Raw genomic sequence first — 19,314 nt, forward strand, 5'->3', positions numbered from 1 at the left:
CGCTCTGACCTGCTTCCTGTATGGAGAGAGGCTCAGGCTTTTTCAAGCGTACACAGCAACGGATGATGATTGTCCCGCGCGTAATTATTCACCTGCGCCGCTTTGGTCTCAGCGACCTCTGCGGTAAATACACCACAGATTGCTTTACCGTGGTAGTGAACTTTCAGCATCAGTTGCGTTGCACGTTCAATATCATAAGAAAAGAACTTTTGCAGAACGTCAATAACAAATTCCATAGGTGTATAATCGTCATTATTCAGAATGACTTTATACATGGAAGGCGGCTTTAACCCTTCGCGTACTTTATCGTCAGCTAATTGTTCAAAATTTAGCCAGTCATTTGTGTTTGCCATAGTGTTCCGTTGTGATTCTGTACATCGTCATAAACCCGGTTCATCTGTAGAGTTTAACACGTGTGTCAAGTGCACAGTCGCTAATGAATCATTCCGCTAAAAATGCCACACGCGACCTGTATCACAAAATTTCAAATAGCGTTAACTACCTCAAATTTTGATGATTTTTTCCCCGCCTTGCCCGGTGGTTTGCTTGACGACCACGCCAGTTTCTCTACATTCTACCTTCACAAGCTGATTGAGTTTTAATCAAACCCGACTCACGGCTTCAGTGACCTCACCTACTTATAAAATGTCTTGCGAGGGAAGTAAAAGCATGGAGACAGGTACCGTTAAATGGTTCAATAACGCCAAAGGTTTCGGCTTTATCTGTCCAATCGGGGGCGGAGAAGATATCTTCGCACACTACTCAACGATACAGATGGATGGCTACAGAACGCTAAAGGCGGGCCAGCAGGTCCATTTTGACGTTCATCAGGGCCCTAAGGGCAACCATGCCAGTCTGATAGTACCCGTTGAAGCGCAACAGGCTGTCGCCTGAGATCACCCCAACGTTGGACCGGTCCGTTGAAAATGCCAGCCTGCCGTGCTGGCATTTTTACTTGCGAATCGCTAACCCGCTTTACCCTGCGCCAGTCTGATAACGCGTGCAAACATGTCCCGCAGGCGTTCCGGTATGGCCTCGGTGCCGCGTTCGGCTGCCGCCATCGCGACCATAATGGCCAGTTCAGGTTTAGATGCACGATGAATCGCTTTGGTAATAATACGCCTGGGTTTCATCGGCACGTTTAACGGCAGGTGCGCTGCTTGTTGATAAATATCGCTAAAGCCATGCTGATAAAGGAAGTGCTCTATATCCGCCGCCGGTAGCGCCGTTAAGTGATGCTTCTCAACGTCAGGCGGCAGCAGCTGACTGCGCGCCGTGGCCGCGTATTTTTTCCCTGCCATATCACCGTCAGTCAGCACATGCCAGGCAATGCCCATACGCCGGGCAAATTTTAACAGCGGTTTTAATCCTGACTGGGCGAACTCAATCACCTTTATGCCTTCCGCGGCAAAGTGAAAGCCGCATTGTCGCGCCATCTCATTAATGATCCAGACTTCGGTTTCGCCTTCAACCAGGAGCCAGCAGCGGGCAAACAGGGCCGAAGGCCGGTTAACTTTAATATGGAAGCCGATTCGCCGGCTCTCTTCAGCACTCAGCCCTTCGGGACCGACGCGCCATGCGGCCACGCGCGCGGGCTCGCGAACCAGCCGGCAAACATGCTCGATCGCGACCTGAGAAAGCAGCTCTCCGGAATTGGTTGTCGCGATCTTCTGCAGCGGCAGCAGCGTCAGCAAATTCCACGCCACGGACAGCATAATGGGATGCAGGCGGGTCTCCGGATCCTCAATCAGCAGCAACGGCCGTGCGCCCGGCGCCAGAGGTTCGCTTCCCCGTGCCTGCACAAGCAGGGTAAACATGCGCAATAAAATAAGCTGACGGCTGCGAACGTCGGTGGCGGCAATCAGATGATTGAGCTGATCCAGCGAATGCCAGCCCCGGGCACCTTCACGGGACTGCGGCTCAACGCGGTGCGGCTCGCTGCCCCGCTCAGGATGCTGGATCAGGAAATAGTGTTCTACGAGCTGCTGCATCGTCTGCAATCCTTGCCGCAGCATGGCATTACTCATCTGCTGCGGGTGCTGCTCCAGATCTCGCGTGAGGGTATCCAGCTCTTTCGCCAGTTGGTTTAAGGTAGAGAGGCGGGCATCAATACCGCTCTCAACCGGTCGGATGCGGCGGCTGAAGCGGGCATCGCGCAGCCGTAATACCGGGTTCATGCGCAGCAGGTAATCTATCGCCGCCGCGCTTCCCGCTTCCGGTAATACCTGCCCATTCCCGTCGATAAAGCGGCGCGTCGAGGTAATCTGATCGTCACGCCGTCTGGCCTGCACGCTATAGCTCAGGCGGCGCTTTCCCTGCTCGCCGGGTTGCCAGAATGGCTGCAGCAGCTCGCTGGTGTCCGCTTCGTCATCCGCAAAGTGGAAAACAACCGACAACCGATGCACCCGATCCTTAACCTCACCCGGCGTAAAATGAAAATCATCAAGGGAGAACGCATAGTCGCGCGTGCAGGGAGAGAGCAGCAGGCTGAGCGCGTCGAGCAGGCTGGATTTCCCCCAGGCGTTTTCACCAATCAACAGGTTGATGCGCGTCAGCGGTAAAGAGAGTTGATTGATGCCGCGGAATCCCCGGATATCGATATGTTCCAGAATCATAGCGTTTTTATCCTCTTTGCTTTCCGAAGAATGGAGCGGCTTCATCAGGGGGTCAAGAGACTTTATGACAAAGGTTTACTCCCCTACGCTTTTTCGCTAGCGTGTCGTGACTTTCGACATGGACGAACCTTTCATTATGTATTCAGGACTCTTAATTATTCTTCTGCCTCTGCTGGCAGGCTGGCTGTTACCGCTTCGGCACGTTGCGTTCCTGAAGGCCGTAAACCGGCTGCTGGGTTGGATGGTCTACGTCATCCTGTTTTTTATGGGCATCAGCCTGGCCTTTCTTGATAATCTCAGCAGCAATCTGGTGACGGTGTTTTATACCGCCGCTGTGGCAACGGCTTGCATTCTACTGTGTAACCTGCTGGCGCTACGCTGGCTGGAACATCGCCTGCCTTGGCAGCACAGTCACAAACAACAAAAGCTGCCCTCACGTTTGCATATGGCGCTGGAATCGCTGACGCTATGCGGCGTGGTGATCGCCGGCTTTGTGCTGGGCCTGACCCAGTGGCCCTGGCTGCATCATGCGTCAGCCGCCAGTGAATATGCATTACTCTTTTTGCTTCTGCTGGTGGGGATTCAGCTGCGCGGCAGTGGGATGACGCTGCGGCAGATTGTGTTAAACCGCCGTGGCATGATGGTGGCGGGCGCGGTGCTGTTGAGCGCGCTGCTGGGCGGAATGATCGCGGCGCTGATACTGGGGCTGCCGCTGAAAACCGGTCTGGCCTTAGCCAGCGGCTTCGGCTGGTACTCGCTTTCGGGGATTCTGATGACGGAAGCCTTTGGTCCGGTGATCGGCAGCGCGGCATTCTTTAACGATCTGTTGCGAGAGCTTATCGCCATCATGCTGGTGCCCGCGCTGATTGCCCGCCACCGCAGCACAGCGCTGGGCTTATGCGGCGCCACCTCGATGGATTTTACCTTACCGGTATTGCAACGGGCGGGCGGTTCAGAAATCGTTCCGGCTGCGATTGTGCACGGTTTTGTCATGAGCCTGCTTGCGCCGGTCTTGATCGCGCTGTTCTCTGCCTGATGGCTGAATTCAACTTTTGATGCAATTTTTTACGGTTGAGTTGAATCAGCGTCGTCTACGCTTCTTGTGAGCTGTTTGATTCTGCTATCCGGTGGATGGCGACGGATGACCAAGGAGAAGAAGATGAAACAAACCGTAGCGGCGCTGGTAGCCAAAACGCTGGAAAACGCCGGTGTAAAACGTATTTGGGGCGTCACGGGTGACTCGTTAAACGGCCTGAGCGACAGCCTGAACCGAATGGGCACCATTGAGTGGATGCCCACCCGCCATGAGGAAGTGGCCGCCTTTTCTGCTGGTGCAGAAGCGCATGTCAGTGGGGAACTGGCAGTATGTGCGGGTTCATGCGGACCTGGTAACCTGCACTTGATTAACGGCCTTTTTGACTGCCATCGCAACCGCGTGCCGGTCCTGGCGATTGCGGCCCATATTCCTTCCAGCGAAATCGGCAGTGGTTACTTTCAGGAAACCCATCCTCAGGAGCTGTTCCGCGAATGCAGCCACTACTGTGAGCTGGTATCGAACCCCGAGCAGTTGCCGCAGGTGCTGGGCATTGCGATGCGTAAAGCCATCCTGAATCGTGGCGTATCGGTGGTTGTCCTGCCGGGCGATGTCGCGCTGCAGGCCGCACCCGAATCCGCCCGCGCTGACTGGTATCCACCGCAGTTGCCGCTGGTGCTGCCGTCCGCCGATGAGCTGACCACCCTGGCGCAAACCCTGAACGACGCGAAAAATATTACGCTGATGTGCGGCAGCGGCTGCGCAGGCGCGCACCGGGAAGTCGTGGAGCTGGCGGCGACGCTGAAAGCGCCGGTGGTCCATGCCCTACGCGGCAAAGAGCACATTGAATACGATAACCCGTACGATGTGGGCATGACCGGACTGATCGGTTTTTCCTCGGGCTATCATGCCATGATGAATGCCGACACCCTGGTCCTGCTTGGCACCCAGTTCCCCTATCGCGCCTTCTACCCGGAAAAAGCGAAAATTATCCAACTCGACATTAATCCGGGCAGCCTGGGCTCGCACTGCCATGTAGATCAGGCTTATATCGGCGATGTCAAAACCACGCTGCGCGCGCTGCTGCCAAAGCTGCAGGTCAAAACCGAGCAGCGTCACCTGGACAGCGCACTGAAGCATTATGCCGAGGCACGTAAAGATTTGGATTCGCTGGCAACCGCCAATGATAACCAGCCGATTCATCCGCAATATGTGGCCCAGCAAATCAGTCAACTTGCCGACGACGACGCGATCTTTACCTGCGACGTGGGCACGCCAACCGTCTGGGCGGCTCGCTACCTGAAAATGAACGGTAAACGCCGCCTGCTTGGCTCCTTTAACCACGGTTCAATGGCGAACGCGATGCCGCAGGCCATGGGCGCGCAATCACTCAACCGTGACCGTCAGGTCGTGGCGCTATGCGGCGACGGCGGATTCAGTATGCTGATGGGCGATTTCCTGACCGTCGCCCAGCTGAAGCTGCCGGTAAAACTGGTGATTTTCAACAACAGCTCGCTGGGCTTTGTTGCCATGGAGATGAAGGCCGGCGGTTATCTCACCGACGGCACCGATCTGCACAATCCTGATTTTGCCGCCATTGCTCAGGCCTGTGGTGTTAAAGGCATTCGCGTTGAGAAAGCCTCTGAACTGAATGGCGCGCTGGAACAGGCCTTTGCCCATGATGGCCCGGTCCTGGTCGATGTGATTACCGCAAAAGAAGAACTGGCGATGCCGCCGGAAATTAAGCTGGAACAGGCCAAAGGCTTTAGCCTCTACATGCTACGCGCCGTTATTAACGGCCGCGGTGATGAAGTGCTTGAACTGGCAAAAACCAACTGGCTGCGGTAAAACAGACGGATGTTACAGGCGGGTTCTCCGCCCGCCTGGCATTTTGCTGCCCAGGAGCACAATGTGATTGATCTACGCAGTGATACCGTGACCCGTCCCAGTGCCGCCATGCTACAGGCGATGATGGCTGCTGAAACCGGGGATGATGTTTATCGGGACGATCCTACCGTTAACGCACTGGAAGCCGAAGCGGCGAGGCTGAGTGGTAAAGCCGCTGCGCTGTTTCTGCCCACTGGCACCCAGGCCAATCTGGTGGCGTTGCTGAGCCACTGTCAGCGTGGTGAAGAGTACATTGTGGGCCAGCAGGCGCATAACTATAAGTACGAAGCAGGCGGCGCGGCGGTACTGGGGAGCATCCAACCCCAGCCGATTCTGGCGGCGGCCGACGGCAGCCTGCCGCTGGATGTGGTGGCCGACTTCATCAAACCTGACGATATTCATTTCGCCCCGACCCGGCTCCTGAGCCTGGAGAATACCCATCATGGCAAAGTCCTGCCCGCGGGCTATCTGGAGCAGGCGTGGCATTTTACCCGCAAGCATAAGCTGGCGCTGCACATTGACGGCGCACGTATTTTTAATGCCGTCGTGGCGCAGCAAACCACGCTGGAAAACCTTGCCCGTTATTGCGATACCTTAACCATCTGCTTGTCAAAAGGACTGGGCGCGCCCGTGGGTTCACTGCTCTGCGGCGATATAGATTATATTGAACGCGCGCGTCGCTGGCGCAAGATGACTGGCGGCGGTATGCGTCAGGCGGGGGTGCTGGCAGCGGCGGGGCTGTATGCGTTGCAACACAACGTCGCACGGTTACAGACCGATCACGAGAATGCGGCCTGGCTAGGAGAGGCGCTGCAGAAGATCGGCATTGAGGTCACGGAGCAGCAGACGAATATGCTGTTTGTGCGCGTCCCGGCAGACCAGGTTGACGCGCTGGGTCAGTGGATGAGATCCCATGATGTGCTGATGAGCGTGGGTCCCGTGACCCGAATCGTCACCCATCTGGATGCTGAGCGCCCGGCGCTGGAAAAGGTGCTGTCGCACTGGCGGGCGTTTTTGGCACAGCATCGTCCCGGAGCTCCCGTCACACCGTCTTCCCTTGCGGCGTCACCTTACGCGAGTCGCTAGATGTTGAGCGCGGTAACCACCGGTTATTGCGCTTCCCCATATTTTTCCAGCAGCGCCTCTGCAATCGCAAGGGTTTCAGCATCCGCTAAGCCCTGATAATTCGCTGGACGGAAATGCATCTGAAAGGCCGCAATCAAATTCTGTTGCTGGTTCGCGCTCATCCCTTCCGTGACCTCATAGCCGTAGCGCTGCAGGCGATCAAGCACTGTGGCAACCGGTACGGCGGCATCTCGATGCTGCCCGGCTAAGTAAAAAGCGACGCGCTGCGGAGCGGGCCAGGCGCCAATGCCCTGCTCAGCCAGCTGCCGCCAAGGGAATCGCGGGCCAGGATCCTGTTTACGCTGAGGGGCGATATCGCTGTGGCCCACGATATTTTCCGGCGCGATACCATACCTGCGGGCGATATCCTTGATGAGCGCGCCGAGCACACGGATTTGTTCGGGAGGAAAAGGCTGCCATTCCAGGCCGGTCAGGGTACGGCGATAGCCGTTGTTCACCAGCTCAATGCCCACTGACGTATCGTTGATACGGGTTGCGCCGCGCCAGAAGCTCGGCCCGGCATGCCAGGCCAGATCCTGCTCCGGTACCAGTTGCCAGATAATGCCCTGCCCCTTGTGCTGCGGCGGCTGGCGAGGAATAAGATAATGGACGCTGACGTCACGATCGGTCAACGTGGCCAGGGAAGAGGAAAAGTCTTCTGCGGTATAGTGAATCACCACCACTTTTACGCGCGGTCGCGCGCCCTGAGCGGGATGACGCAGATCGACCCAATAACCCGGTCGTGATTCAATGCCCGACTGGCAGCCCACCAGCAACCAGAGCGCCAACAGCAGCAGAATACGTTTCAACGAATCACAACCGCCGTGCCGGTCACGCTCACCATCAGCATGCTGCTGTCTTTACCCACGGTTTCGTAATCGATATCAATGCCGACGACCGCATTGGCACCCAGCACGCTGGCCTGCTCTTCCAGCTCTTTAAAGGCAATCTCGCGCGCTTTGCGCAGTTCCTTTTCATACGCGCCCGAGCGGCCACCGACAATATCGCGAATGCCGGCGAAAAAATCGCGGAAGATGTTGGCACCGAGAATGGCTTCCCCGGTGACCACGCCACAGTAATCCGTAATACTGTGTCCTTCCAGGGTTGGCGTCGTCGAAAATTTCATCGTTTTCTCCTGTTACGTAAACCGGCCAAAGGCTCTTTCACCTAAAAGCAGAACTATACTCTATGTTAAAAAGGCACCTTGCCAGAGAACAATAAGGAAATCGAGATGAGAAACAAAGGTTTTGCGCTTTTGCTCCCGGCCGCGCTTCTGCTGAGTGCCTGTACGACAGTAGAGCCGGTAATTAAGGATAACGGCCCACGACTCGCCCCTTGCGTTGAAGGCGGCCCCGACACCGTGGCACAAAAGTTCTACGATATGCGGATCGCACATCCCACCGCCGGTCTGCCTGATACCACCACGCTGGCAAACTATCGTCCTTACCTGAGCGAAGGCCTCTATCACGCCCTTCAGGAAGCAAGCCAAAGCCAGAACGCAACGCAATGGCACAGCGGCGATCTGTTCTCCAGCCTGGCACAGGGGCCAACTCAGGCTGATGTTGCTGATGCGTCGACCATTCCAAACCGGGATGCCCGCAATATCCCGCTGCGGGTAAACATGAGCCGTGACGATAAGCAGTGGCAGGATGAAGTGTTGATGATCCATCAGGGCAGTTGCTGGGTGGTGGACGATGTCCGCTACGTCGCAGACGTGCCTCACCCGGCAGGCGGTTCTCTGAGCCAGATGCTTGAAAAGGCGAAAAAATAAATAACCTTTACCTCCACGTCTGAACGCAAGGGCTTAACCGCCGGACGCGTTCAGACGGCATTCCGCCTGCCTTTCCAGAAACGCCCGCCGTTCACCTCACAACATCTTGTGCTAATCTTTTGGGTGTTTACCGCTTATTCGTAAATTTTAAGCCACCTTAATTGCATAACTATTTTGGTGACGTTAAAATCCGCAAAACTAATAGCTATTCAAAATTGGCGCATGAGTATTCAACTAAACGCGATTAACTGTTTCTACGGTGCTCATCAGGCGCTGTTTGACATTAACCTGGAATGTCCGCAAGGCGAAACCCTGGTGCTGCTTGGCCCAAGCGGTGCAGGGAAAAGCTCGCTGTTGCGTGTGCTGAATCTGCTTGAGCACCCGCGCTCTGGTCAGTTGCACATTGCAGGTCACGATTTCGACTTCAGCAAAACGCCTTCGACGGCAGCAATACGCGAGCTGCGCCAAAACGTAGGCATGGTTTTTCAGCAGTACAATCTCTGGCCCCATCTGACGGTACTGCAAAACCTGATGGAAGCGCCCTGCCGTGTACTGGGCTTAAGCAAAGCCGATGCCCGGGCCCGAGCCGACAAGCTGCTCGATCGTCTGCGTCTCACCAGCTACAGCGACCGCTTTCCCCTGCACCTCTCTGGCGGACAGCAGCAACGTGTTGCGATTGCCCGCGCGCTGATGATGGAGCCGCAGATCCTGTTATTTGATGAACCGACCGCTGCGCTCGACCCCGAAATCACCGCACAGATTGTCAGTATCATTCGCGAACTGGCCCAGACCCAGATTACCCAGGTGATCGTGACCCATGAGGTGGAAGTGGCGCGTAAAACGGCCAGCCGTGTGGTGTACATGGAAAACGGTCATATTGTGGAACAGGGCGATGCCAGCCGCTTTACACAGCCGCAAACCGAGGCGTTTGCACATTATCTTTCGCACTAAGTCAGGATGCTAAAAATGAAAAAAGTCGTACTTGCTGCACTGCTTGCCGGATTAAGTCTGAGCGCTTCCGCTGCCGAAACCATTCGTATTGCTACTGAGGCTTCCTATCCTCCTTTTGAATTTGTTGATGCGAATAACAAAATTCAGGGCTTTGATGTCGATCTGGCTAATGCGCTGTGTAAAGAGATGGATGCGACCTGTACATTCACCAACCAGGCCTTTGACAGCCTGATCCCCAGCCTGAAATTCCGCCGCTTTGATGCGGTGATGGCAGGCATGGACATCACCCCTGAACGTGAAAAGCAGGTCCTGTTCAGCAAACCTTACTATGACAACTCGGCGATCTTCGTTGCGCAGAAAGGCAAAGTGGCGAGCGTTGAGGCGCTGAAAGGCAAGCGCGTCGGCGTGCAGAATGGCACCACGCATCAAAAATACCTGACGGACAAGCACGCGGATATTACCGTTGTGCCTTACGACAGCTACCAGAATGCGGTACTGGATCTGAAAAATGGCCGCATCGATGCCGTCTTTGGTGACAGCGCCGTAGTCAACGAGTGGCTGAAGCAGAACGCTAACCTGGCCCCGGTGGGTGAGAAAGTAACGGATAAAGCGTATTTCGGTACCGGTCTGGGCATTGCTGTGCGTCAGGGAAATACCGAGCTGCAAAGCAAATTCAACACGGCACTGGACAAAATCAAAGCCGATGGCACCTACAAAACCATCTACAGCAAATGGTTCCAGCAGTAATTTCTGATGAATGAAATAATCCCGCTTGCAAGCGCCGCCGGCATGACCGTCGGCCTTGCTGTTTGTGCCCTCATCGCTGGCCTGGTGCTGGCGATGATCTTTGCCGGCTGGGAGTCACTGCGACTGAAGCCGCTGGCGTGGATCGGAACCACGCTCGTCACGCTGATTCGCGGCCTGCCGGAAATCCTGGTCGTGCTGTTTATCTACTTCGGCGCATCACAGCTGCTGCTGACCTTATCCGACGGCTTTACGCTGAACTTCGGCCTGTTTACGCTGCCGGTTCAGATGCACATTGAAAACTTTGACGTTAGCCCGTTCCTCTGTGGTGTTATTGCTCTGGCCATGCTTTATGCGGCCTATGCTTCGCAAACCCTGCGCGGCGCGCTGAAAGCCGTCCCGATTGGACAGTGGGAATCCGGCCAGGCGCTCGGCATGAAAAAGTCAGCGATTTTTTTCCGTCTGATTATCCCGCAAATGTGGCGCCATGCCTTGCCAGGCTTGGGAAACCAGTGGCTGGTTTTGCTAAAGGATACGGCGCTGGTGTCGCTGATTAGCGTTAACGATCTTATGTTGCAGACGAAAAGTATCGCGACCCGCACCCAGGAGCCTTTCACCTGGTTTTTAGTGGCGGCGGCCATTTATCTGGCGATCACGCTTTTCAGTCAGGCCGTACTGCGCCGAATTGAACTGCGCACCACGCGTTTTGAGCGGGGGAACAGCTGATGCTGAGCTATCTACCCGAACTGCTTAAAGGGCTTAACACCAGCCTGAGCCTGACCGCGGCCTCGCTCGTAACCGCGCTGCTGCTGTCGCTGCTCTTTACCATCGTACTGGCCTTGAAAACCCCGCTGTTTTCTCCGCTGGTAAAAGGCTTTATTACCCTGTTTACCGGCACGCCGCTGCTGGTGCAGATCTTCCTGATCTACTACGGGCCGGGCCAGTTTCCCAGCCTGCAAACGCTGCCCTGGTTATGGCATCTCTTGTCACAGCCCTGGCTCTGCGCCATGCTGGCCCTGTCGCTTAACAGCGCGGCCTACACGACTCAGCTGTTCTACGGCGCCGTTCGTGCCATTCCCGCTGGTCAGTGGCAGTCCTGTGAAGCCCTGGGCATGACGCCCCGCCAAACCCTGCGTATTTTGCTGCCTTATGCGTTTAAGCGCGCCCTGTCTTCTTACTCCAACGAAGTGGTGCTGGTGTTTAAGGGCACATCCCTGGCGTTTACCATTACGCTGATGGAGGTCATGGGCCATGGTCAACTGCTGTATGGCCGGACCTATGACGTCACGGTCTACGCGGCTGCCGGGCTGATTTACCTCTGTGTCAACGGGCTGCTCACCATTATGATGCGCCTGATCGAGAAACGCGCCCTGGCGTTCGAACGGCGAAATTAACCCGCAGGCAGGGCAGCCTGCCTGATTAATTTTATAATCATATTTATTGCATAAAAATTCATTTACTGGCATCGTGTGGCGCATTCACTTGCTGTGTTATTGATGGCTAACGGGAGCCTGTAATGAAAAAATGGATGATTGCCGCTGCACTGATAAGCCTGGCCGTAAGCGCTCAGGCTGCTGAGAAAATTCGCTTCGCGACCTCTGCCACCTACCCACCTTTCGAATCGCTGAACAGCGATAATCAGATTGTCGGTTTCGACATCGATCTGGCGAAAGCGCTGTGCGAACAGATGAAAGCGGAATGCTCGTTTACCAACACGGCCTTTGACAGCCTGATCCCCTCACTTAAGTTCCGCCGCTATGACGCCGTGATTGCCGGTATGGATATCACCGCTGAACGCAGTAAGCAGGTTGACTTCACTCAGCCCTATTACGCGAACTCCGCCATTGTGATTGCGCCTAAAGGGAAATTTACCGCTATTGATGCGCTGAAGGGCAAACGCATCGGCGTTGAGAACGGTACAACGCACCAGAAATATCTGCAGGACAAGCATCCGGAAATCAACGTCGTCGCGTATGACAGCTATCAGAATGCGATTCTGGACATGAAAAGCGGACGTCTTGACGGCGTATTTGGCGACAGCGCAGTTGTCAATCAGTGGTTAAAAACCAACAACGATCTGGCCAGCGTCGGTGAACACGTTACCGACCCGGCGTACTTTGGTACCGGCCTGGGGATTGCGGTGCGCAAAGGTAACGCCCCACTGCGGGATAAATTTAATCAGGCGCTGGCGGCCCTGAAAGCCAACGGCAGCTGGCAGAAAATCAATCAGAAATGGTTCCCTGAATAACGCTCATGGGCCAGCGGCGTTTCGGCTGATCGGTTCTGCACTCTCCTCCGTTCAGCAGAGGATCAGGCTGGCCCGCCTGACCGTTAACGCGTCAGTAGCGTCAGCACTTCAAAATGCGCCGTGTGCGGAAACATATCGAACAGCTGTACCTGGGTCACCTCGTAATCCTTCAGCCGGGCAATATCCTGTGCCATGGTCTGCGGATTGCAGCTTGAATAGAGCACATAGTCAGGCGCCATGGCGCTGAGATAATCACACAGCGCTTCCCCAATCCCGCGACGCGGCGGATTCACCAGCACCAGCTGTGGCACCCTATCCCGCTCAGTGGCAAACGCGGTGGAATCCAGTGCGGCAAAACTGACGTTGTTCAGACCCAGCATCTGCGCAGAGCGCTGCGCGCACTGGATGGCTTCGGGACTGATCTCAATACCGGTAAGCGCTAACGTGGGTGAGGCACAATGCAGGCCAAATCCGCCCACGCCGCAAAACAGATCCCACATGCTGGTCACCGGCAGTTGACGTACCCAGTCGCGCGCCGTCGCGTACAGCGCACTGGCGACCTGAGGATTGGTCTGGAAAAAGCTTTGTGGCCGAATCCACAACGGCACGCCGTTAAACTCGTCCGCCAGCGCCTGAGTGGATGTCAATGCGACCTCCTCGTCCCCTTCCAGAATAGCCATATGCACCGGCTGTATGTTGGCTGAAATGACCTTTAGCTGTGGGAGTTGCTGCTGTAGCCACGGCAGGGCGTTACGCAGCTGTGTCAGTTTGGTGTGCGACCGCAGGACAAAACGCAGCATCATGCCGCCCTGGGTACTTTCGGTGAGCAGCAAATACTTCAGTTCACCGCGCTGACGTTCAATGTTATACGGCGTTAAACCGGCACGCGCGATAAAGGGTTTTAAGGTCGCCAGTACCGGGGAAAAGCTGTCGGGATAAAGCGGACATGCGCAAAGATCTGTCGCCTCGCCGTTGCGCTGCACTATGCCGAAAACCGGACGCTCAACGCTGCCGCTTACCACCATCTTTGCTTTATTGCGGAACCCTTGCTGCGCTGAGGTTACCGGCGGCAGCCACTGTTTAACCGGAAACGCGGCCAGCAGTTGGTTCAGCCGGGCCCCTTTATCATCAAGCTGCTGGGGATAGGGTTTTTCAAGCCACTGGCAAGAGCGGCAACGGTGAGCGTCATAGAGCGCGCAGTGCATGGTAAAGCCTGTATTAACTGTCGGGAAGGTTGGCGGAGCGCGATTGTATCACCGCTTGCGGAAAAATGCGCGGCTGCTGGCGGGCAGAAAAAGCAGTAATAACACCATCAGATCGGGCAGTTTTTGCAGCAGCGTGCGGTGAATAATCTGCAGATTATTTTCACCTGCAATACTGTAGATTTCCGGATAGATCCCGCCTGTGGAGGCCATCAACATATATAACAGCACCACAATTTGCGCCGCCACGAATCCCCAGCGTCCCCGGTTGCTTCCGCGCATCAGCGTAAAGGCACAGCGCAATTCAAATAAGAAAATGACCTGGCTGGCGATGAAGATCAGCGTGGAATCCCATGACTGCGCACTGCGATGGACAAAGTTGGCCAGCTCGGTATAACCCAGTTCATTCGCCAGCATCAACACGCTCAGGCAGCGCGTCGCGATAATCGCCACGCCCGCCACCGTGACGGGGACCGGGGCAGCCGGTAAAACAGCGCCGTGTTTAAGCATTTCCGACATGTCTTTCACTCCACCATGACGATAAAAAGGCTGGATTAACCAGCCCTTCTATAGAATGGCAAAAGTCGGGGATTTCAGCCACGTTTCGCTTTCTGAATATCGCTTAAACGCTGTTTTTCTTCATGTGCCATGACGCGCCAGGCAATAAAGCCCACGATGCCCACAACGAACAGGATCAGGGAAGCCAGCGCGTTGATCTCCGGATTAACGCCACGTCGTACCGTGGCAAAAATCGCCATCGGTAAGGTGGTGGCACCCGGGCCGGTCACAAAGCTGGCAATCACCAGGTCATCCAGTGACAGGGTAAAGGCCAGCAGCCAGCCGGTCACGATGGCCGGCGCAATCATCGGCACCGTGATCACAAAGAAGACCTTCAACGGCGTCGCGCCAAGATCCATTGCGGCTTCCTCAATTGAACGGTCCAACTCGCGCAGGCGCGAATTGATCACCACCGCCACGTAGGCGGTACAGAAGGTCACGTGCGCCAGCCAGATGGTGAGCGTACCGCGTTCTGTCGGCCAGCCCAGCGCATTGCCGAGCCCGACAAACAGCAACAGCAGCGACAGGCCGGTAATCACATCGGGCATGACCAGCGGTGCAGTGAGCATAAAGGCAAAGCCGTTATGGCCACGAAAACGCCCAAACCGCACGATGATCACCGCCGCCATGGTACCCAGCACCACCGCCATGGTGGCGGAAAGCGCAGCAATGGTGAGGCTCAGCAGCACCGCATCGATCATGGCATCGTCCTGAAACAGCACCTGATACCAGTGAAATGAAAACCCTTCCCAGACCGTAACCAGCTGGGAACTGTTAAAGGAGTAAACCACCAGCAGCAGCATCGGCGCGTACAGAAACATAAAGCAGCAGGCCAAAATCGCCGTGCGCCAGGGAGAGCGGATCGTTGGCAGATTATTCATCCCTTCTCTCCCATTTCTCGGTTTTGATGTTTATGGAACCAGATAATCGGCAGAATCAAAATCAGCAAAATGATCACCGCCAGCGCGGAGGCCACCGGCCAGTCGCGGTTGTTAAAGAACTCCTGCCAGAGAATACGACCAATCATGATGCTGTCCGGTCCGCCCAGCAGTTCGGGAATCACGTACTCGCCGACCGCCGGGATAAACACCAGCATGGAACCAGCAATGATGCCGCCTTTGGTCAGAGGCACGATCACGCTGAAGAAGGTTTTCAGCGGGCGCGCGCCCAGGTCCAGCGAGGCTTCCACCAGCGAGTAATCGATACGCGTCAGCGCGGTATAGATGGGCAAGACCATAAACGGCAGATAGCAGTACACAATCCCGATATAGACCGCCGTATTGGTGTAGAGGATCACCAGTGGATGATCGATCACGCCTGTCCACATCAGAAAACGATTAAGAATACCGTTATTGTTCAGCAGCCCCATCCAGGCGTAAACCCGCACCAGGAACGACGTCCACGACGGCAATATGACCAGCAGCAGCAGGACAGACCGCATCGAGGGCTTACTGTGCGCGACGGCCCAGGCCAGCGGATAACCAATCAGCAGACAGATGACAGTGGAGATCGCGGCCACTTTTAACGACTGCAAATAGGCGTCGATATACAGCGGATCCTCACTGAGCGTGACATAGTTGCCCAGATTCAATACCAGACTCAGTTGATCGTCAGCCCAGGTGACCAACTCGGTGTAAGGCGGAATGGCACGGGCAATATCCGCAAAGCTGATTTTTAAAACAATCAGGAACGGCAACAGAAAAAACAGAATCAGCCACAGGTAAGGCAATGCAATGACGAGCTTGCGCCCGTGCTGCATTTTTATGCGCGTTGCCCAGCGCTGCAACGGTGTACCGAGCAGCTTAGCCGGGGCTTTCGTGCGTTGAAAAATCTGGCTCATCGCGCCTCCTTAAACTGTCAAAACCACGCAGCTGTCACTGTCCCAGCACAGGCGCACCTGGTCGCCCCAGGTCGGCATACCTTTGCGGTAGCGATGTTCATTTTGCAGCTGGGCACTGAGCATCTGACCGCTGTGCAGGCGAACATGGTAAATGGAGAGATCGCCCAGATACGCGATGTGTACCACCTCACCGTCCGCGACGTTACAGCCATCGGCAGGGATCTCTTCACACAGCATCACCTTTTCCGGGCGCAGGGCAACGTGAACCGGCACGTTATCGACGACCGACACATCGGAATCCACTTTCAGAGGATGCTTGAGGCCCGGACTGTCAATCACCAGGCCGTCTTCCTGACGTTCACGCAGCAGACCGTCGAACACGTTAACTGAACCGATAAACTCGGCGCTGTAGCGGCTGGTAGGATGCTCGTAAATCTCTTCCGGCTCACCAATTTGGACGAATTTGCCCCGGTTCATGATGGCAATTCGCCCCGCCATCGTCATGGCCTCTTCCTGATCGTGCGTCACCATCACGCAGGTCGCCCCGACCCGCTCCAGAATATCGACCACTTCCAGTTGCATACGGTCGCGTAGCTTTTTGTCCAGCGCCCCCATGGGTTCATCCAGTAGCAGCAGTTTAGGCCGCTTTGCCAGGCTGCGCGCCAGCGCCACGCGCTGCCGTTGACCCCCTGAAAGCTGGTGCGGCTTACGTTTGGCAAATTCCTGCATGTGCACCAGTGACAGCATTTCTTCCACGCGGCTGGCGATTTCGCCCTTTGCCAGTTTGTCTTGCTTTAGGCCAAAGGCGATGTTCTGCTCAACCGTCATATGGGGGAACAGCGCATAGCTCTGAAACATCATATTGATCGGCCGCTGATAGGGCGCGACATGGGAGAGATCGTGCCCATCCAGCACAATCTGGCCGCTGGTGGGCTGTTCAAAACCCGCCAGCATGCGTAAAAGGGTAGATTTGCCACAGCCGGACGCGCCGAGCAGAGCGAAAATCTCCCCTTTGTAAATGGTCAGGCTGACATCATCCACGGCATGCTGGCCGTCAAACGATTTGGTCAGGTTGCGAATTTCCAGCAGCGGCGTTAACGCTTTTGCGGTTTTATTTTGCGGGCGAGGGATGGCATCGTTCACGAATGTAGTTCTCCGGAGCCAGGCGGAACAACGCGGCAAACAGTGCCGCTAAAAATGGCACAACAGAGGCCTGCACTGCGCCTCTGTTGCTGTCACAAAACATATGCTGTCGAATTACTTACCGCTTTTAACCTTAGTCCATGCACGCGTACGCACACGATCCAGTTTTGGATCTTGGACCTTCAGCACAAACAGTTTGGCCATGGCATCCGGCGTCGGGTAAATACCCGGGTTATTACGGATATCGGCATTAATCAGCGGCAGTGACGCTTTATTGCCGTTGGCGTAATTCATTTTATTGGAGATGTCAGCAATCACTTTCGGATCCATGATGTAATTCAGCCAGGTGTAAGCGGCATCCACATCTTTCGCGTCTTTTGGAATCGCCATCATATCGAAGAAGGCCAGTGCGCCCTCTTTCGGTACGCTGTAACCAATGTTGACGCCATTCTTTGCTTTCTCCGCACGGTTTTTCGCCTGAAGAATATCGCCTGACCAGCCAATAGCCACACAGATATTGCCGTTCGCCAGATCGTTAATATATTGCGAAGAGTGGAAGTAACGAATATTCGGACGCAGCTTAAGTAGCAGATCCGTCGCGGCGCCAGAATAATCTTTTGCATCGCTGCTGTTAGGATCTTTGCCCAAATAATTAAGTACGGTTGCGAAGATCTCTTCAGGCGCATCCAGGAAAGACACGCCACAACTTTTCAGTTTTTCCAGGTTTTCCGGCTTCAAGACCAGATCCCAACTGTTTACCGGCGCATCCGCGCCCAGCGCAGCTTTCACTTTTTCGACGTTATAGCCAATGCCGGTGGTGCCCCACAAATAAGGAATCGCATATTTGTTACCCGGATCGTGTTGCGCCACTTTCGCCATTAACGCGGGATCCAGATTTTTATAGTTTGGCAGTTTGCTTTTATCTAGCGGCTGAAACACGCCGGACTGAAGCTGACGCGCCAGGAAACTGGAAGAAGGCACCACGACATCGTAACCCGTACTGCCGGCCATCAGTTTGCCTTCCAGCACTTCATTGGAATCAAACACGTCGTAGACGACTTTAATGCCGGTCTGCTTTTCGAAATTAGGCACGGTATCTGGCGAAATATAATCCGACCAGTTATAAACGTGCAGCGTCTTATCTTCCGCCATGGTACTGGCTGAAGCAGCCATCAGCACCCCAGCAACCACACCTGACAACCATTTTTGACGTTGGTTGAACATGCTTTTAATCCTCCTGAGCGGGTTATAACAACGCTGCACATCAGTGATTCAGTTTTGCGTTTTGTGATTAAAATTCAGTGACACAATGAATCATTATTCAGTGGACGTTTAATAGTAAAAACCTATACCTGCGCGGCAATCTAAGGCTTGTCGCCGCCCCGCAAGCATAGCCCCCCCGTTAAGGGTTCACCAGACCTCAGCGTAAAAAACGCCTGAACTCAATATTTTAGGCATGTTTAAGCTATGAGGTTCGGCTTTTATGGCATAAAGAACGTCATAAATCTGGCAATTAAGGGCTTAATGCAGAATAAAACATTACGGTTATAAATTAATCTATGTCGTTCACAATTGATAACATTAAGAATTACGCGTGCCGGAGACAGGGATCTTTGCGGCTGCATCGGCGGGGCGGGAAATAGCGCGGGTCAGCAAGTAGACATTCGCCGGGAATAAAAAAAGCCGTCACGGGTGACGGCTTAATCAGATCCTGTTCTTAGTGCAGAACAGAATGGATGCTGCTGCTTGAGACGTGCTCTTCGTCTTCACCTATCATCAGCAGATTATTGGCAAAGGCTTCCATAATGACCATGGAAATTTCTTCTTCGCTCTGCTTCATAAAGTGTGCAAACTGCCCGAAGGTTAACCCGGCAGTGGTCATCATTGACTGACAAACAATAAGCTTAGGCAGGTTGTCATCCTGTATATCGATGAACGCCTTCACCGTGAGCGAACTGGCGTTAATTTGCGATAAGTCACCCACCAGCGGAATAAGCGCAGTCGGTTTTACTTCGGCCAGTGCCGAAAACAGAATGACGTTATCGACCAGGTCGATTTTAGCGTCAAACACCCCGTCGAAGTTTTGCATGTGCGGCAAATGAAGTGCCTGACAAGCATCACATTCAAACCAAGTGATATTTTGCTGATCCAGCCAACGACGCAGCAGGTCGATATCCGGAACGACAAGAGAATCCAT

At 54.8% G+C, this 19,314-nt stretch carries 21 protein-coding genes; 10 read left to right on the top strand and 11 right to left on the bottom strand.

What is annotated here, in order from left to right; translation table 11 throughout:
• Positions 1–32 precede the first annotated feature (32 nt).
• Entirely contained in the window at positions 33–353 is a 321-nt protein-coding gene (clpS, locus tag PAGR_RS14345; protein WP_013025221.1) for an ATP-dependent Clp protease adapter ClpS, read from the bottom strand.
• A gap of 316 nt (positions 354–669) precedes the next feature.
• Here clpS and cspD point away from each other — a divergent pair, with 316 nt between their 5' ends.
• On the top strand, positions 670–894 hold the full coding sequence (gene cspD, locus PAGR_RS14350; RefSeq protein WP_006118603.1) for a cold shock-like protein CspD: 225 nt from the start codon (positions 670–672) through the stop codon (positions 892–894).
• A 71-nt stretch (positions 895–965) separates the two neighbouring features.
• Here cspD and PAGR_RS14355 read toward each other — a convergent pair whose 3' ends face one another.
• A complete protein-coding gene (locus PAGR_RS14355; protein ID WP_014606204.1) occupies positions 966–2,615 on the bottom strand; it encodes an ATP-dependent nuclease in 1,650 nt (549 codons plus the stop codon).
• A gap of 136 nt (positions 2,616–2,751) precedes the next feature.
• On the opposite strand from PAGR_RS14355, the gene PAGR_RS14360 reads away from it, so the two are divergent.
• From PAGR_RS14360 to ltaE, 3 genes are all read left to right on the top strand, one after another.
• Positions 2,752–3,651 carry a LysO family transporter gene (locus tag PAGR_RS14360; protein WP_024470921.1) on the top strand — a complete coding sequence of 300 codons (900 nt, stop codon included), beginning with the start codon at positions 2,752–2,754 and terminating at the stop codon, positions 3,649–3,651.
• Between the two features lie 123 nt (positions 3,652–3,774).
• Positions 3,775–5,496: a ubiquinone-dependent pyruvate dehydrogenase gene (gene poxB / locus PAGR_RS14365; protein WP_014606205.1), complete on the top strand. Its 1,722-nt coding sequence runs from the start codon at positions 3,775–3,777 to the stop codon at positions 5,494–5,496.
• 63 nt (positions 5,497–5,559) lie between these two features.
• Complete coding sequence (gene ltaE, locus PAGR_RS14370) at positions 5,560–6,621, top strand: low-specificity L-threonine aldolase (RefSeq protein WP_237711068.1); 1,062 nt, start codon at positions 5,560–5,562, stop codon at positions 6,619–6,621.
• A gap of 23 nt (positions 6,622–6,644) precedes the next feature.
• Here the strand turns inward: ltaE and PAGR_RS14375 are convergent, their stop codons facing one another.
• Complete coding sequence (locus tag PAGR_RS14375; RefSeq protein ID WP_014606207.1) at positions 6,645–7,469, bottom strand: N-acetylmuramoyl-L-alanine amidase; 825 nt, start codon at positions 7,467–7,469, stop codon at positions 6,645–6,647.
• On the bottom strand, positions 7,466–7,786 hold the full coding sequence (locus PAGR_RS14380) for a heavy metal-binding domain-containing protein (protein WP_014606208.1): 321 nt from the start codon (positions 7,784–7,786) through the stop codon (positions 7,466–7,468). The genes PAGR_RS14375 and PAGR_RS14380 overlap by 4 nt, the downstream gene beginning before the upstream one ends.
• A gap of 105 nt (positions 7,787–7,891) precedes the next feature.
• Here PAGR_RS14380 and PAGR_RS14385 point away from each other — a divergent pair, with 105 nt between their 5' ends.
• The 6 genes from PAGR_RS14385 to PAGR_RS14410 all read left to right on the top strand — a co-directional run bounded on the left by PAGR_RS14385 (position 7,892) and on the right by PAGR_RS14410 (position 12,374).
• On the top strand, positions 7,892–8,431 hold the full coding sequence (locus PAGR_RS14385) for a lipoprotein (RefSeq protein WP_014593303.1): 540 nt from the start codon (positions 7,892–7,894) through the stop codon (positions 8,429–8,431).
• Positions 8,432–8,653: 222 nt separating this feature from the next.
• The gene (gene artP / locus PAGR_RS14390; RefSeq protein ID WP_014606209.1) at positions 8,654–9,382 is read left to right on the top strand and encodes an arginine ABC transporter ATP-binding protein ArtP; all 729 of its coding nucleotides are present in this window, start codon (positions 8,654–8,656) and stop codon (positions 9,380–9,382) included.
• Positions 9,383–9,397: 15 nt separating this feature from the next.
• Entirely contained in the window at positions 9,398–10,129 is a 732-nt protein-coding gene (gene artJ, locus PAGR_RS14395) for an arginine ABC transporter substrate-binding protein (RefSeq protein WP_014606210.1), read from the top strand.
• Between the two features lie 6 nt (positions 10,130–10,135).
• A complete protein-coding gene (gene artQ, locus PAGR_RS14400; protein WP_014606211.1) occupies positions 10,136–10,852 on the top strand; it encodes an arginine ABC transporter permease ArtQ in 717 nt (238 codons plus the stop codon).
• On the top strand, positions 10,852–11,520 hold the full coding sequence (gene artM, locus PAGR_RS14405) for an arginine ABC transporter permease ArtM (protein WP_013025209.1): 669 nt from the start codon (positions 10,852–10,854) through the stop codon (positions 11,518–11,520). The genes artQ and artM overlap by 1 nt, the downstream gene beginning before the upstream one ends.
• A 122-nt stretch (positions 11,521–11,642) precedes the next feature.
• On the top strand, positions 11,643–12,374 hold the full coding sequence (locus PAGR_RS14410) for an arginine ABC transporter substrate-binding protein (RefSeq protein ID WP_014606212.1): 732 nt from the start codon (positions 11,643–11,645) through the stop codon (positions 12,372–12,374).
• Between the two features lie 83 nt (positions 12,375–12,457).
• Here PAGR_RS14410 and rlmC read toward each other — a convergent pair whose 3' ends face one another.
• From rlmC to PAGR_RS14445, 7 genes are all read right to left on the bottom strand, one after another.
• The gene (rlmC, locus tag PAGR_RS14415) at positions 12,458–13,579 is read right to left on the bottom strand and encodes a 23S rRNA (uracil(747)-C(5))-methyltransferase RlmC (RefSeq protein ID WP_014606213.1); all 1,122 of its coding nucleotides are present in this window, start codon (positions 13,577–13,579) and stop codon (positions 12,458–12,460) included.
• Between the two features lie 48 nt (positions 13,580–13,627).
• Positions 13,628–14,095 (bottom strand): YbjO family protein, encoded by a 468-nt coding sequence (locus PAGR_RS14420; protein WP_014593297.1) that lies wholly within the window; start codon positions 14,093–14,095, stop codon positions 13,628–13,630.
• Between the two features lie 74 nt (positions 14,096–14,169).
• Complete coding sequence (potI, locus tag PAGR_RS14425) at positions 14,170–15,015, bottom strand: putrescine ABC transporter permease PotI (protein WP_013025205.1); 846 nt, start codon at positions 15,013–15,015, stop codon at positions 14,170–14,172.
• The gene (potH, locus tag PAGR_RS14430; RefSeq protein ID WP_013025204.1) at positions 15,012–15,974 is read right to left on the bottom strand and encodes a putrescine ABC transporter permease PotH; all 963 of its coding nucleotides are present in this window, start codon (positions 15,972–15,974) and stop codon (positions 15,012–15,014) included. The genes potI and potH overlap by 4 nt, the downstream gene beginning before the upstream one ends.
• A 9-nt stretch (positions 15,975–15,983) precedes the next feature.
• Positions 15,984–17,117 (bottom strand): putrescine ABC transporter ATP-binding subunit PotG, encoded by a 1,134-nt coding sequence (gene potG, locus PAGR_RS14435; RefSeq protein ID WP_014606214.1) that lies wholly within the window; start codon positions 17,115–17,117, stop codon positions 15,984–15,986.
• A gap of 114 nt (positions 17,118–17,231) precedes the next feature.
• On the bottom strand, positions 17,232–18,341 hold the full coding sequence (gene potF / locus PAGR_RS14440) for a spermidine/putrescine ABC transporter substrate-binding protein PotF (RefSeq protein ID WP_014593294.1): 1,110 nt from the start codon (positions 18,339–18,341) through the stop codon (positions 17,232–17,234).
• Positions 18,342–18,834: 493 nt separating this feature from the next.
• The gene (locus PAGR_RS14445; RefSeq protein ID WP_014593293.1) at positions 18,835–19,314 is read right to left on the bottom strand and encodes a type III secretion system chaperone family protein; all 480 of its coding nucleotides are present in this window, start codon (positions 19,312–19,314) and stop codon (positions 18,835–18,837) included.

The organism is Pantoea ananatis PA13, assembly GCF_000233595.1.
Taxonomy (GTDB): domain Bacteria; phylum Pseudomonadota; class Gammaproteobacteria; order Enterobacterales; family Enterobacteriaceae; genus Pantoea; species Pantoea ananatis.